This is a genomic window from Clostridium zhoujianii (assembly GCF_051590805.1).
GTDB lineage: Bacteria > Bacillota > Clostridia > Clostridiales > Clostridiaceae > Clostridium.
In genome coordinates, this window is the sequence record NZ_JBPUTF010000004.1 from 167,854 (window position 1) to 182,604 (window position 14,751).

The window sequence follows — 14,751 nt, forward strand, 5'->3', positions numbered from 1 at the left end:
GGAAGGTGCTTAAAATGAGATTAAAGGGGTTAATGGAGCCTCTAATGAATAGCAAAGAATTTTCTGATATAAAGAAGTATATAGAAAATAATAAGCATCCAATAGAGGTAGAGGGTTTATCAGAGTCTGGAAAAGCATATTTTGTAAGTGGGATATATGAGGCTTTGGAAAGACCTGTAGTTATAGTAACCCATAGCGATATGGAAGCTAAAAATTTATATGAAGATCTTAATCTATATATGAATAATGTTTATTATTTTCCAGCTAAGGATGTAGTTTTCTATAATATAGATGCTATTTCAGGAGATTTAAGATGGGCTAGATTAAAGGTAATCAAGGAGATATTAACGAAAAAGAAAAATATAATAGTTACGTCTATTGACGCTTTTGCAGCTAAATATACGCCAAGAAATCTATTTTTAAGTCATAAAATAAAGATTAAGGTAGAAGAAGAAGTAGATTTTAAAGAGATTACCAATCTATTAGTTGAAGGTGGATACGAAAGAGTAGATATGGTTGAGGGTAAGGGAGAGTTCTCACTACGTGGAGGGCTCTTAGACGTGTTTCCAGCAGACTCTGTGTATCCTTATAGAATAGAGTTATTTGGTGATGAGATAGACTCTATAAGAACATTTAATACTGAATCTCAAAGAAGTATTGAGAAGGTTAAATCTATAGAGATATTCCCAGCTAAAGAAATCGTTATAGACGATGAAATAGTAAGTGGAGCAATTGAATTTATAAAAAGTGAATTCGAAAGTGTTTTAGCAACCAATAAGGATAAAGATAGAGATGCAAAACTCAGAAAGACAATAAATAAGAATATAGAAGTATTAGAGGAAACTCATACTTTTGAAACTATAGATAGTTACTTACCATTTTTCTATAAGGAAAGTGAGAGCCTTTTTGATTATTTGAAAGACTATATATTCATTTTAGATGAAAAGGTAAGGTCTTTAGGGAAATTGGATAGTACCTACTTAGAATTTAATGAGAATTATTCAGTATTCCTAGAGCGGGGAGATATACTACCTTCCCAAGGGAAACTTCTTATGGAAAAAGAAGAATTAATAGAGACTCTTGAGGAAAAGGTTGATATAACATTAGAGACCTTTAGTAAAAATAGTGAGATATTGAGAGCTTTATATAAAATTGAGATGAATGCAGCCACCTTACATCATTATCAAGGTCAGTTGGATTTATTAATTGAGGATATTTTAAAGAAGAAAAATGAAGGTTATAGGACTATAATTCTTTCTGGTACTAGGGCTAGAGGTGAAAGGTTAGTAGATACATTAAGAGATAGGGGGATAGAAAGTAACTATAGGGATAAAATTGATGAAATTGCTTTAGGTGAAGTTGTAATTACTTTTGGAAACCTTCTTAAGGGATTTGAATGCCCTGAATATAAAGTATGTGTTATATCTGATAAAGAGGTATTTGGAGAGGCTAAGAGAAAACTATCTAAAAAGAAAACAAAGAGTAAAGGTGTATCTAAAATCAAGAGTTTTGCTGACTTAAAGCCAGGAGACTATGTGGTACATGCAAATCATGGAGTTGGTGTGTACAAGGGCATTAAGCAAATTGAAGTAGGGGGGCATAAAAGAGATTACCTAGATATTATTTATGATAAGGGTGATAAGCTGTATGTACCTGTAGATCAGTTAGATTTAGTTCAAAAGTATATAGGTAGTGAGGGGAAATCCCCAAAGGTAAATAAATTAGGTGGAACTGAATGGCAAAAGGCTAAAGCAAAAGTTAAAAAGTCTATTAATGAAATAGCCCAAGATTTAGTTAAATTATATGCTACGAGAGCTACAATGAAGGGACATAAGTTTGCTAAAGATACAGCTTGGCAAAGGCAGTTTGAGGATGAATTCCCATTCCAGGAAACTCCGGATCAACTAACCTCCTTAGAAGAAATAAAGAAGGACATGGAGTCCGATAAGTCTATGGATAGATTGCTGTGTGGAGATGTTGGGTACGGTAAAACTGAGGTGGCTGTAAGAGCGGCCTTTAAAGCAGTTATGGAAGGAAAGCAAGTGGCATTTCTTGTTCCTACTACAATTTTGGCAGAGCAACATTATAAAAATATAATAAAGAGATTTTCAGACTTTCCAATTAAAATAGATATGATAAGCAGATTCAGAAGTGCAAAGGAGCAAAAAGCAACACTTCAAGCTGTTAAGGAAGGAAATGTTGATATTTTAATAGGAACTCATAGATTAGTTTCTAAGGATATTGTATTTAAAGATTTAGGTTTGTTAATTGTTGATGAAGAACAAAGATTTGGTGTAGCTCAAAAGGAAAAGATAAAAAATATTAAAAAGAATGTTGATGTATTAACATTAAGTGCAACACCTATTCCTAGAACCCTTCATATGTCGTTAACAGGAGTAAGGGATATATCTGTAATTGAGACTCCTCCAGAGGAAAGATACCCTATTCAAACTTATGTTGTAGAGCAAAATGATCAATTGATAAGAGATGCAATAATGAGAGAAATAAGTAGAGGTGGTCAAGTTTATTTTGTTCATAACAGAGTTGAAGATATAGGGAAGATGGCTAGCTATGTACAAAATTTAGTGCCTGAAAGCAAAGTGGCAATAGCTCATGGTCAGATGACCGAAAGACAGTTAGAAAAAGAAATGATAGCATTTATGGCTAATGATTTTAATGTTTTAGTTTGTACAACTATAATCGAAACTGGTATAGATATTCCAAATGTAAATACAATAATAATTTATGACTCTGATAAAATGGGATTATCACAATTATATCAATTAAGAGGTAGGGTAGGACGTTCAAATAGAATTGCCTATGCTTATTTATTATATACAAAGGATAAAGTTCTAACAGAGGTGGCTGAGAAGAGGCTTAAGGCATTAAAAGATTTTACTGAACTAGGATCTGGTTTTAAAATCGCTATGAGAGATTTAGAAATAAGAGGCGCAGGGAATATGATGGGATCATCTCAGCATGGGCATATGGCTACAGTTGGATATGATTTATATTGCAGAATGTTGGAAGATACTGTAAAATTAATAAAGGGGGAAATAGATAAAGAACCTATAGAAACTACTGTAGACTTAAAAGTGGATGCTTATATACCATCATCATACATTGAAGATGAGATACAAAAGATAGAGGTATATAAGAAGATTGCGGCGATTGAAAGCTTAGATGAGTATATGGATATTAAGGAAGAGCTAGAGGATAGATATTCAGAAATTCCTGAGGCAGTATATAACTTAATGGATATAGCTTATATAAAGAGTCGTGCAAAACTTTTATCTATTGAAGAAATTAAGGAAACACCTAAAGATGTTATATTTAAATTTGTTCAAGGAGACGAAGAACATAAGGAAGTATTTAAGAAACTGATGGATAAGTATAAAAATAATGTGATACTTCAATTTGGAGAAACACCATCATTTATATTTAAGCAAAAGGATCAAAAGAAAGAAGAAATGTTGGCCTTTTTCAAAGATATGCTTGAGAATTTAATAAAAAACTAAAAATTTTTAGTGGCTAATCCGTTTGAATTGTAATATCATTATTGATATACTAATGTTATGTAACTTAACCAATTTATAAGTAAAGTGAGGGAAAAGCTTTGAGAAAGATTAAAACATATATAGCTATGGCTTTGACAGGAGTAATGGTACTATCATTTGCAGGCTGTAATATGATTGCTAGAACACCAGAATCAATTCAGAAAACTGTAATAGCTAAAGTTGGGAAAGAAAAGATAAGAAAAGCAGATTTAGATAAGATGATGCAACCTACATTAGATTCTTTAAAGCAACAATATGGTGAAGATTTTGAGAACAATGCACAAATAAAAGATCAATTAAAGCAAGAAAGAATAAATCAATTAAATGCTTTAGTTGATGAAAAGGTATTATTGCAAAAGGCGGAAGATCTTGGAGTTAAACCAACAGAAGAAGAATTAAAGACTGAAGTAGACGATAGAATTAAGATGTTTAAGGAATCAACAAAAACGGAAGAAGCATATCAATCTTTCATAAAGTCATATGGATATGATGATACTACTTTCCCAGAGTTCCTAAAAACACAAGCTATAGTTGGAAAAGTAGTAGATAAAATAGTTGAAGGTGTAGAAGTGTCAGAGGAAGAAATAGAAACTTACTACAATGAAAATATTGATACTTATAAGAAAGAAGCAGGAGCAGAAGTTACTCATATGTTATTTGAAGGTGAAAACGGTGAGGCAAATGCAAAGGCAGCTAGAGCAAGAGCCCTTGCAGGTGAATCTTTCAAAGATATAGCTGAAAGTGATGAGTTTAAAGCAAATGCTAAGTTTGAAGATTTAGGGCATGTAAACTTTGAAAATAGTGGAATGGTTGCAGAATTTGAAGAAGCATTTAAAGTATTACCAGCTGGAGAGATATCACAACCAGTTAAAACTAGTTTTGGATGGCATGTAATTTTAAATTCAGCGGTAAATACAGAAGCTACAACAAGTCCCCTTGAAGAAGTTAAAGATAAAGTAAAAGAAACAATTCTTCAACAAAAACAAAAAACTCTTTATAATGAAAAACTTGAAGAGTATAGAAAAGAAATTGGTGTTAAAACTTACGAAGATAAGCTTTAATTATATAAAATCAGCAGAAACATTATGGTTTCTGCTGATTTTTTTTATTTAAATTAAATATTTAGAATGAGAGATTCATATGGAGTTAGTAAGTTTTTATAATAAAAATATCTGATTGGATAGTAAGAAAAATTTAGAAAAATAAAGAGAATATAAATATTGGTTATATGTGTATAAAATTTCTGAGAAGTCAAATAATAATAGTGCTAGAATTTAAACAGTTTTTAAGGAGGTTTAATTTAAATAATGAAAGCAACAGGAATTGTAAGACGTATTGATGATTTAGGAAGAGTTGTTATACCAAAAGAAATAAGAAGAACTTTGAGAATAAGAGAAGGAGATCCTTTAGAAATATTCACTGATAGAGAAGGTGGAGTAATACTAAAGAAATACTCTCCAATTGGAGAATTGACAGACTTCTCAAAGGAATATGCTGAAAGCTTACAACAAGCGATAGGACATATTATAGTTATAGCAGATAAAGATACATTCATATCAGCTAGTGGAGCACCAAAAAAAGATTATGTAGAAAGAAAAGTAAGTGCAGAGCTAGAAAAGATTATGGAAGATAGGAAGACAGTTCTGTTAGGAGAAGGTGGAGGAAAGATAATACCATTACATAACGATGATGACGATGCAAGTGAAAAATATGTATCACAAGTTATTTCTCCAATAATAGCAGAGGGAGATGCAATAGGCGCAGTGATTATAATATCTAAGCAGGCGGGTGAAAAGTTCGGAGAACTAGAAGTAAAGCTTGCAGAAACAGCATCTGCTTTCCTAGGAAAACAGATGGAACAATAATTCTTATAGAGAAATATGGCCTAGGAATTATTAACATTTAAAATAAAATATACAAAGGATAAAATAATAGTAATAATACCTCTAAACTTCAAATAAAAATAATTAGTACCATTAAAGTTTGGAGGTATTTTATGAAAAAACAATCCTTGATAAGGGCAAGTTTAATATTGGGTATAGCAGGAATATTAACAAGATTCTTAGGATTATTCTTTAGATGGCCATTAATTATGCTTATAGGTGATGAAGGTGTAGGTTACTATCAAATGTCTTATCCTTTATATATGTTTTTTGTAGCAATGGCATCAGGGATACCAGTTGCAATGTCAAAAATAATATCAGAAAATAATGCAGTTGGGGATATAAGAGGAAGTTTTGAAGTGGTGAAAGAGTCAACTATACTTATGCTATTTATAGGGACAGGCACCTCTTTTATACTGTTCTTTTTTGCAAAGCCAATAATATCTTTTCTGCAGTGGGATCCTAAGGCGTATTATTCTTTAATAGGTATTTCTTTTGCGCCCATCATAATATCTATTATGACTATATTTAGAGGATTCTTTCAAGGTCTTCAAAATATGACGCCATCAGCAATATCACAAATATTAGAGCAGGTTGGAAGAGTGGTTTTTGGTGTTGGAATAGCAATAGTACTATTACCAAAGGGAATAGAGTTTTCAGCAGGAGGAGCGGCCTTTGGAGCAGCAGCAGGTGGAATAATAGGTGGAACATATCTATTTATTAAATACCTAAAGATAAAGAAAGCCTACGGTATAAAAAAAGTGAAGACCAATCCAGTATTATTAAGTAAGATTCTAAAAATAGCAATTCCAATCTCATTAGGAACTACAGTTGGATCTATAATGAGCCTTATAGACTCTATAATGGTACCTAAGGAACTATTAAGTGCAGGATTCTCTAATCAACAGGCAACCATATTATATGCACAGTTAACAGGGAAAGCAGCGGTTATAGTCAATATACCTTTGACATTATCAATGGCTTTGTGTACATCATTAATACCAATAATAGCTGAAAGTTATGTTCTTAAAAGAAAGAGGGATGTGGAATCTAAGATTAATTTATCTCTAAAGCTGTCCACTGTTATTGGAATCCCATGCTTATTTGGGGTATTTTTTATGGCAGAACCTATTATGAAATTTATATTTCCAGGTAGGTTTGAAGGTGTAGAAATATTAAAATATTTATCATTGTCCATACCTTTTATTATAATAACTCAAACCACTACTTCTGTTCTGCAAGGAATAGGTTCTTATATATTGCCTGTAGTTAATTTGCTGATTGGATGTATAGTAAAGGTAGTATTAACAATGATTTTAGTACCCTTGCCTAATATGAATATATATGGTGCAGTAGTAGCCTCTATAGGAGCTTATGTAGTGGCCACAATCTTAAACATAATAACTATGAAGATAAAACTAAAAACAAAGATGGACTTATATGGAAATTTTATAAAGCCAGCATATGCAGCAAGTTTTATGATTATAGGAGTTTTACTTACTTACAATGTTTTATATAGAAATACACTAAGTAATACTATATCCTGCTTACTATCTATTTCTTTAGGTGCTATAATATATGGTGCAGGAATATTCATACTTAGAGTATTCAAAGTCAGTGATGTAAAAAGTAGATTTGTAAGACGTAAAATTTAAAAACTATGTAAGAAGAAGGAGAGAACCTAATGATTAAAATAATAGGTTTAGGACCGGGTGCGCCAGAAGCATTAACAGTTGGAGCTATAGAGGCCTTAAATAATTGCAATAATGTATTTTTTAGGACGGAGAAGCACCCTACAGTAGATTATATAAAAGAAAAAGAGATAAAATTTAAGACTTGTGACCACTTTTATGAGAGTTCAGTAAGTTTTGATGAAGTATATAGAAGAATTGCTGAAGACTTAATTAAAACATATAGTGAAAATGGAGATTTGGTATACGCAGTTCCAGGGCATCCGTTGGTAGCTGAAAAGTCAGTATTCAATTTAATTAACTTATGTAAAGAAAATTCTATTGAATACAAAGTACTACCAGCAGTTAGCTTTATAGATGCAATGATGGATAGCTTACAAATTGATCCGATAGAAGGGTTAAAAGTTATAGATGCCTTTGATATAAATAACCAGATTTTAGATAAAAGAATAGGCACAATTATTACTCAAGTATATAATCCGCTAATAGCTTCAGAAGTTAAGCTTAGATTAAGTGAATACTACAATGATGAAACAGAAATAATTTATTGTAGAGCAGCAGGGATTCAGGGAGAAGAGAGCATAAGAAGGATTCCACTTTATGAGTTGGATATGCAGGAAGATATAGATTATTTAACATCAGTATATATCCCAAAAGATTTAGAAAATAAAAAGGATATATATGATTTAGTACAAATTATAGACACTTTAAGAGGCGAAGATGGCTGTCCTTGGGATAGGGAGCAAACTCACGAATCATTAAAGAAGGCTATGATAGAAGAAAGCTATGAAGTGGTAGATGCAATTGAAAAAGAGGATGATAATGCATTAATTGAAGAACTTGGAGATGTACTATTACAAGTTGTATTCCATGCAGCTATAGGTAAAGACGATGGATACTTTGATCTAGGCGAAGTTATTGAGGGTATATGCAATAAAATGATTTATAGGCATCCTCATGTATTTGGAGATGCAAAGTCAAATAATTCAGATGAAGTATTAGTTAATTGGGAAGATCTGAAGAAAGAAGAAAAAGACTTCAAAACCGTTACTGATGAACTAGAAGGAGTAGCAAAAGCTTTACCAGCATTAATAAGAGCTGGAAAAGTTCAAAAGAAAGCAGCAAAGATTGGATTTGACTGGAATAAGGTAGAGGAAGCAGCTGAAAAAGTAAAAGAAGAATTAGAGGAAGTTTTAGAAGTATATAAAAGTGATAATATGGTAAAAATAAGAGAAGAGGTTGGCGATTTAATTTTTGCTTGTGTGAATGTAGCTAGGTTCTTGAAGGTAGATGGAGAAGAAGCTTTAAATATTACAACAAATAAATTTATAAGAAGATTCAATTACATTGAAGAAAATACGAAAAGAGCAGGTAAAAAGCTAGAAGAGATGACCTTGGTAGAAATGGATATCCTATGGGATGAAGCAAAAAAACTAGAAAAATAAACTATTTCAGAAGGAATTTTATTATTTTTGGAGAATAGTATAGTTTATTGGTTGCTATGCAGCGTATTCTATGGAATAATTGACTTGTACTACAAATTATACATAAAATGTATAGACTAGTTTGAAAAGTGGTTATATAATAGGATAATGTAAGTATAGTACATAAAAAGCAGTTATAAAAAAAGAGTAACTGGATTTTTGAGGAGGATGTAATCGTGAATAAATCAGAATTAATTACTAGCATGGCTGAAAAGGGTAAATTAACTAAGAAGGATGCTGAAGTTGCTTTAAAGGCATTTATAGAAAGCGTTGAAGAAGCTTTAGAAAAGGGTGAAAAAGTTCAATTAGTTGGATTTGGTACTTTCGAAACTAGAGAAAGAGCTGCTAGAGAAGGAAGAAACCCAAGAACTAAAGAAGTAATAAAGATCGCAGCATCAACTGTTCCAGTATTTAAAGCTGGTAAAGAATTCAAAGAAAAAGTTAATAAGTAATTAAGTGAACCCGAGTTATCTCGGGTTCTTTTATAATAAAATTTAAATTAATAGGAGGTTTATGAGATGAGACTAGATAAATATCTTAAAGTTTCAAGAATAATTAAGAGAAGAACAGTAGCTAAAGAAGCTTGTGAAAGTGGAAGAGTATCAATTAATGGAAAGGTAGCTAAGCCTTCTACAGATATAAAAGAGGAAGATATTATAGAAATTACATTTGCGAATAGATCCCTAAAAGCTAAAATTATAAATATTGCAGAGCATGTTAGAAAAGAAGATGCTAAGGATATGTATATTATTATTGAGGGTGAAGAAGATAAAGAATAGTACTTTTAGAATAAATCTGTTCCTACCAACATATATTTTATTAGAGAATTTATGGAGGAGAAGGTTATGGAGGAAGAGAAGAAGGGTAATATATCCTTAGAAAGTAGAAAAAGGCTTGTATTGACAGGTGTAATGGAAGTTATAAGTTTTGATGAAGAAAAGATTTCGTTAAATACTAATCTGGGTAATCTTAATATAAAAGGTGAAGGATTAAAGATGAATAAACTAGATGTGCAAAATGGGGATGTTATTATAGTTGGAACAATATCTGCAATAGTGTATAGTGGGAAAGATGTAAAGAAAAGCAAAGAGAACATAATCAAGAAGTTATTCCAGTAGGTATATATGCCGTTACAATTAAATGTGCAATTTGATATAGTTATTTATAGTTTAATAGCAGGTGCTTTAACCGGAGTGTTGTTTGACGGATATAGAATTGTAAGAGGAGTTAAGATTCCTAAATTTATAATCATGATTGAAGACATATTATTTTGGGCTTTGAGTGCACTTGTAGTCTTTACATTTTTACTTTATACCAACTATGCTTTTTTAGGTCCCTATGTTTACGTATTTATTATGGTTGCATTACTACTTTATTTTAAGCTTATTAGTCCATATATCCTTAAATTTGAAAAGGGTGTAGGTAGAGGGATAAGTAAGTCTTTTAGAGTGGGTGCGAAGAGTGCTATATACCCTTTTAAGATCTTTTTGTCAAAAATGGGTAATAAAAATAAATAACAATTGAAAAACTACTTGAATAAAATATATATAGTGTTTACAATATATTTATAGAATTTGAAACATGAGGTGCTACAGATGAAAAGAAAGTTAACTATAAAAAACTTAATAATCTTAGTACTTGCAGTGGTTTTTCTTTTTGGATTTATTAGACAAGAACGAGCAATGAAAAGAATAGAGGTTGAAAAAGAGGCCAAGCAAACTCAATTGGAGCAATTGCAAGAGAAGAATCAAAGGCTTCAAGAGGAGAATGATAAGGCAAAGACAGATGAATATCTTGAACAGTTAGCTCGTGAAAGGCTTAATATGATTAAGGATGGTGAAAAATCTACTGATAATAAAAAGGTAGAATCAAATTCGCAAGATTAGGTTATTATTTAAATAACATATATATTTTATTTAATTTTAAGGAGGAGTCTTTTAAACATGACCTTAGCGGCAGGAAACATATTAGAAGGAACAGTGGTAAACATCACAAATTTTGGAGCCTTTGTGGAAATAGAAGGTAAGACAGGTTTAGTTCATATTTCAGAGGTAGCAGACTCATTTGTAAAGGACATAAGACAACACTTAAGTGAGCAAGACAAGGTTAAAGTAAAAGTCATCTCTATAGATGATAATGGGAAGATTAGTCTATCTATTAAGCAAGCTAATGTTCAAAGGAAATCAGTTAAACCAGTTGAATTTGATTGGGGAACTGAAAAAAGTAAACCAGTTGTCTCAGCAAACTTTGAGGATAAGATGTCAAAGTTTTTAAAAGATAGCGAAGAAAAGATGCAAGATGTTAAAAAACATCAAGAGTTTAAAGGTAAGAGTAGTAAAGGTAGATCATAGAATTTAAATATATAAATAAGAGTTTTAGTTATACCTAAAGCTCTTATTTTTAATTTACAAAGGAAAAAATATGAGTTTTTGCAAACAATGTTATATTTTTTGATGAATAAAACAAATGGCTGTTATAGAAATAAAGCTAGTTAAATAGAGGCTTTAGAGGGTATCGATATGTATAAAAATGGAATAAGGATAATGAATATAAAAAATAATAGAAAAAGTTGTTGACAGTATATTGAACATGATTTATAATTAATTTTGTTGTCGGGAACGGCAGCTAGAAAAGATATGCCGAAGTGGCGGAACTGGCAGACGCACAGGACTTAAAATCCTGCGGTGGTTAAACACCGTACCGGTTCGATTCCGGTCTTCGGCACCAACTTTTCAAATATAATATCGCGGGGTGGAGCAGTTGGCAGCTCGTTGGGCTCATAACCCAAAGGTCGTAGGTTCAAGTCCTGCCCCCGCAACCATAATAAGGCGGAATAGCTCAGCTGGCTAGAGCATTCGGTTCATACCCGAAGGGTCGTAGGTTCAAGTCCTATTTCCGCTACCAATTAACTTGCCGAAGTGGCGGAACTGGCAGACGCACAGGACTTAAAATCCTGCGGTGGTTAAACACCGTACCGGTTCGATTCCGGTCTTCGGCACCAAGTTAATTTTTAGGCAAACATAATATCGCGGGGTGGAGCAGTTGGCAGCTCGTTGGGCTCATAACCCAAAGGTCGTAGGTTCAAGTCCTGCCCCCGCAACCATAAGAATGGCGGAATAGCTCAGCTGGCTAGAGCATTCGGTTCATACCCGAAGGGTCGTAGGTTCAAGTCCTATTTCCGCTACCATATTGCCTGCCGAAGTGGCGGAACTGGCAGACGCACAGGACTTAAAATCCTGCGGTGGTTAAACACCGTACCGGTTCGATTCCGGTCTTCGGCACCAAAAGATCTAAGATTTATCTTAGATCTTTTTTTATGTTTAAAATTCAATTGCTAAAAATAATCTTCACTTGCGATGAGGTAGATTTCTTCCTTAATAAGCATTCCTAAAGAAATAAAAAATATGCACCCAAAATTTTTCCAATAAATTCCAAAGTATTTTTAATAGTGACAAAAATAAAATATAAGGATGATTTAAAGAAAAATCATTAATTGTAGATGATGTGCTAGTTGAGAGGTGATTTTTTGAAAATATATAGTTTTAAATAAAATGAAGATAATCTATATATAAATAAGAATATTACATTTTAATGTCCTACGAAAAAAATATATATAAACATCAAGTGACATATATCGAAAGAGTGGGGTGATATAATAAATTTACAATATATGGAAAAGGAGAGGCGGCTTATGCAATACGGATTAGATATAGGTGAATACAAAAAGTCGGGCACTGAAAAGAAAAAGTTTTTAAATTTGAGAGAAGAGCCTATTATATTAATGAGTATTTTAATAGGTGGATTATTAATCAGTAGAGTGATAATTTATTTAAATAGAGGAAGTGTATCTGGAATAGCTCCTTTTGGAATAGCTTATTTGATTGCAGTAATGATAAGAAAGAATGAGAAGAGAACATTAATTGCAACACTTGGGGTGGGAATAGGGTATTTTACAATATCCAGTAGTATTACAGGTGGCTATATTAATATATTAGCTGTAGGATTGCTGATGATTTACAATATAGTCTTTTCAAGAGGTAATAAAGCAATTAAAGAAATGAGGATGTTTTTATTAGTTCTTATTAGTTTTTTTGCATATGGTTTTTTTATTAGTAAATATGATTTAGGTATCAATATAACATTATCCTTAATAAATACAGTAGTAATAGTACCTGTTTATTATGTTGTAAGATATGGAGTTAATTGTATTGAAGAATTTAACACTAATTATTTCTTTTCTACAGAAGAGATAATTAGTATGGGAATAGTACTTTGCTTAATAGTATCAGGTGTTGGCAATCTTAATATTATGGATATATCACTAAGGGCAGTTTTATCATATACAATCATATTATTAGTTGCCTTTGTTGGTGGTGGAGCATATGGAGCTGCCATAGGTGTATCTATGGGGGTGATAGTTGGAATGAGTACTGGAGATATGACTTTGAGTATAGCTTTTTATAGTATTGCTGGACTAATAGCAGGTATTTTTAAAGATACAGGTAAGCTGTTTGCATTTTTATCTTATCTAATAATGTATTTAGCCTTAGCTTTGTATTCACAGAATTTAAATATTGCTTCAATAATAGAAGCAGCTATATCTGGAGTAGTATTTTTAATGATCCCTAAATCTATATTAAAACTTATTGAAGTAGAAATTAATACTGATAAGAAGAGAGATCAGGTTAATGAGATAGAGCTTACTGAACTAAAAAAGGAATTTAGTATTAAAGTAAAGGATTTAGGATCGGCATTATCAATAGTATCTAATACATTACAAAATATTGGGGATAATGATAAGTTGATGTATAAAAACAAAAGTACAGCCCTAATAGAAAATTTAGCAGATAGAGTCTGCTCTAATTGTAGTAAGTGTGAAAACTGTTGGAGTAGGGACTTTAATTTCACATATAATTCATTACAAAAATTGATAAAAAGTTGTGAGGATAAGCAGGTTATATTTCCGGACCAACTTGAAAAAATATGTTTAAAGAAGTTTGATTTAATTAAAGGGGCAGAAAAAATTGTAGATAACTTAAATAATAATGAAGCTATGAAAGGAAGGTTAGAAGAAGGGAGATTAATTTTAGCAGATCATATAAAGAATATATCAATGTCTATTGATGAAATGTTAAGGGATTTTAAAAAGGATGTAATGCTATGTGGTGATTTGGAAAGATTAGTGAGGAGGGGATTGAATAAGAGTTCTATTCAATATAAAAATGTATTTTCTTATAGGGATACTAATGGGAGAGTGAAAATAAAATTAACATTAGAAAACTGTGGAGGTGGAAAGTATTGTTCTAAGAATGTATTACCAATTATTAATGAGTTAATGAGAAAGCCAATGTGCCTTGGAGGAGATGGATGTAGAATAGACCCTGATAATGGTGAGTGCACTATGATATTTGAAGAGGCACCTAAATTTCATGTGGTATCTTACGGGGCAATATCCCCTAAGGAAGGAGAAGAGTATACAGGAGATACCTATAGTTTTGGAAAAACAAAGGATGGCCTTTATATGTCTCTTATTAGTGATGGGATGGGATCAGGCCCAGAAGCTGGTAAGGAAAGTAGGGCAACTGTAGAAATAGTAGAAAAATTTGTGGAATCAGGTTTTGGAAAAGAAACTGCTATTAATATGGTGAATTCTATTATGTCTATGAAATTTGAAGAGGATGAAAGATTCTCCACTCTAGATCTGAATGTTATAGATTTATATTCAGGAGAAGCGTCATTTATGAAGGTAGGTGCAGTGGCTAGTTTTATAAAAAGAGGTAAAAGTGTAAAACCTATAATATCTAATATGCCACCTTTCGGATTGGTGGATAAAATTGAAGTTGAAGAAGTTAAGCTAGCTATTAAAAATGGAGATTTAATAGTTATATTAAGTGATGGTATATTAGATGTAACTAAAGAAAGTGTTGGAAAATATAATTGGCTAGAAGAATATCTTGAGGGTGCATCAAAGGACCCTAAAGAGTTAGCTGGAGATATACTTGATAAAGCAAAAGCGTTAAGTGGTGGGAGTTCAAAAGATGATATGACAGTAGTGGTATCAAAGGTATATTCAATGTATTAGTCGCAATTATGCTTATAGCTGACTAAAGTATTAGTCAGCTATTTTAATTTTATC

Annotated in this window: 12 protein-coding genes and 7 tRNA genes; all 19 read left to right on the forward strand. The window is 31.9% G+C overall.

The features are described from left to right. Positions 1-14 precede the first annotated feature (14 nt). Entirely contained in the window at positions 15-3,518 is a 3,504-nt protein-coding gene (gene mfd, locus ACSYT2_RS16700; protein ID WP_438385229.1) for a transcription-repair coupling factor, read from the forward strand. Positions 3,519-3,616: 98 nt separating this feature from the next. Then, the gene (locus tag ACSYT2_RS16705; RefSeq protein WP_430857837.1) at positions 3,617-4,618 is read left to right on the forward strand and encodes a peptidylprolyl isomerase; all 1,002 of its coding nucleotides are present in this window, start codon (positions 3,617-3,619) and stop codon (positions 4,616-4,618) included. A 246-nt stretch (positions 4,619-4,864) separates the two neighbouring features. Next, on the forward strand, positions 4,865-5,422 hold the full coding sequence (gene spoVT, locus ACSYT2_RS16710) for a stage V sporulation protein T (protein ID WP_430857836.1): 558 nt from the start codon (positions 4,865-4,867) through the stop codon (positions 5,420-5,422). Between the two features lie 131 nt (positions 5,423-5,553). Next, entirely contained in the window at positions 5,554-7,095 is a 1,542-nt protein-coding gene (locus ACSYT2_RS16715; RefSeq protein WP_430857835.1) for a putative polysaccharide biosynthesis protein, read from the forward strand. 29 nt (positions 7,096-7,124) lie between these two features. Next, positions 7,125-8,576 (forward strand): bifunctional methyltransferase/pyrophosphohydrolase YabN, encoded by a 1,452-nt coding sequence (yabN, locus tag ACSYT2_RS16720; protein WP_438385230.1) that lies wholly within the window; start codon positions 7,125-7,127, stop codon positions 8,574-8,576. Positions 8,577-8,791: 215 nt separating this feature from the next. Then, positions 8,792-9,067 carry an HU family DNA-binding protein gene (locus ACSYT2_RS16725; protein ID WP_430857833.1) on the forward strand — a complete coding sequence of 92 codons (276 nt, stop codon included), beginning with the start codon at positions 8,792-8,794 and terminating at the stop codon, positions 9,065-9,067. A gap of 66 nt (positions 9,068-9,133) precedes the next feature. Beyond that, a complete protein-coding gene (locus ACSYT2_RS16730; RefSeq protein ID WP_430857832.1) occupies positions 9,134-9,394 on the forward strand; it encodes an RNA-binding S4 domain-containing protein in 261 nt (86 codons plus the stop codon). Positions 9,395-9,445: 51 nt separating this feature from the next. After that, complete coding sequence (gene yabP, locus ACSYT2_RS16735; protein ID WP_430857831.1) at positions 9,446-9,733, forward strand: sporulation protein YabP; 288 nt, start codon at positions 9,446-9,448, stop codon at positions 9,731-9,733. Between the two features lie 6 nt (positions 9,734-9,739). Beyond that, complete coding sequence (gene yabQ, locus ACSYT2_RS16740) at positions 9,740-10,132, forward strand: spore cortex biosynthesis protein YabQ (protein WP_430857830.1); 393 nt, start codon at positions 9,740-9,742, stop codon at positions 10,130-10,132. Between the two features lie 78 nt (positions 10,133-10,210). Continuing rightward, complete coding sequence (locus tag ACSYT2_RS16745) at positions 10,211-10,501, forward strand: FtsB family cell division protein (RefSeq protein WP_430857829.1); 291 nt, start codon at positions 10,211-10,213, stop codon at positions 10,499-10,501. Between the two features lie 57 nt (positions 10,502-10,558). Then, positions 10,559-10,966 carry a S1 domain-containing RNA-binding protein gene (locus ACSYT2_RS16750; protein WP_430857828.1) on the forward strand — a complete coding sequence of 136 codons (408 nt, stop codon included), beginning with the start codon at positions 10,559-10,561 and terminating at the stop codon, positions 10,964-10,966. 287 nt (positions 10,967-11,253) lie between these two features. Further along, positions 11,254-11,342: transfer RNA gene (locus ACSYT2_RS16755), tRNA-Leu, on the forward strand. A gap of 18 nt (positions 11,343-11,360) precedes the next feature. After that, positions 11,361-11,436: transfer RNA gene (locus ACSYT2_RS16760), tRNA-Met, on the forward strand. Positions 11,437-11,442: 6 nt separating this feature from the next. After that, positions 11,443-11,519 (forward strand) — tRNA-Met (locus ACSYT2_RS16765). 8 nt (positions 11,520-11,527) lie between these two features. Next, positions 11,528-11,616 (forward strand) — tRNA-Leu (locus tag ACSYT2_RS16770). A 26-nt stretch (positions 11,617-11,642) separates the two neighbouring features. Next, positions 11,643-11,718 (forward strand) — tRNA-Met (locus tag ACSYT2_RS16775). Between the two features lie 7 nt (positions 11,719-11,725). After that, positions 11,726-11,802, forward strand: a tRNA-Met gene (locus ACSYT2_RS16780). Positions 11,803-11,810: 8 nt separating this feature from the next. Then, positions 11,811-11,899, forward strand: a tRNA-Leu gene (locus ACSYT2_RS16785). Positions 11,900-12,306: 407 nt separating this feature from the next. Then, entirely contained in the window at positions 12,307-14,697 is a 2,391-nt protein-coding gene (gene spoIIE, locus ACSYT2_RS16790) for a stage II sporulation protein E (protein ID WP_438385231.1), read from the forward strand. Positions 14,698-14,751: the final 54 nt, after the last annotated feature.

What these genes read in the sequence shown, in the direction of transcription:
- spoVT (WP_430857836.1), top strand. Translation starts at nt 4,865, where the DNA reads ATGAAAGCAACAGGAATTGTAAGACGTATTGATGATTTAGGAAGAGTT.
- yabQ (WP_430857830.1), top strand. Translation starts at nt 9,740, where the DNA reads ATGCCGTTACAATTAAATGTGCAATTTGATATAGTTATTTATAGTTTA.
- ACSYT2_RS16730 (WP_430857832.1), top strand. Translation starts at nt 9,134, where the DNA reads ATGAGACTAGATAAATATCTTAAAGTTTCAAGAATAATTAAGAGAAGA.
- ACSYT2_RS16715 (WP_430857835.1), top strand. Translation starts at nt 5,554, where the DNA reads ATGAAAAAACAATCCTTGATAAGGGCAAGTTTAATATTGGGTATAGCA.
- ACSYT2_RS16745 (WP_430857829.1), top strand. Translation starts at nt 10,211, where the DNA reads ATGAAAAGAAAGTTAACTATAAAAAACTTAATAATCTTAGTACTTGCA.
- ACSYT2_RS16750 (WP_430857828.1), top strand. Translation starts at nt 10,559, where the DNA reads ATGACCTTAGCGGCAGGAAACATATTAGAAGGAACAGTGGTAAACATC.
- yabP (WP_430857831.1), top strand. Translation starts at nt 9,446, where the DNA reads ATGGAGGAGAAGGTTATGGAGGAAGAGAAGAAGGGTAATATATCCTTA.
- mfd (WP_438385229.1), top strand. Translation starts at nt 15, where the DNA reads ATGAGATTAAAGGGGTTAATGGAGCCTCTAATGAATAGCAAAGAATTT.
- yabN (WP_438385230.1), top strand. Translation starts at nt 7,125, where the DNA reads ATGATTAAAATAATAGGTTTAGGACCGGGTGCGCCAGAAGCATTAACA.
- spoIIE (WP_438385231.1), top strand. Translation starts at nt 12,307, where the DNA reads ATGCAATACGGATTAGATATAGGTGAATACAAAAAGTCGGGCACTGAA.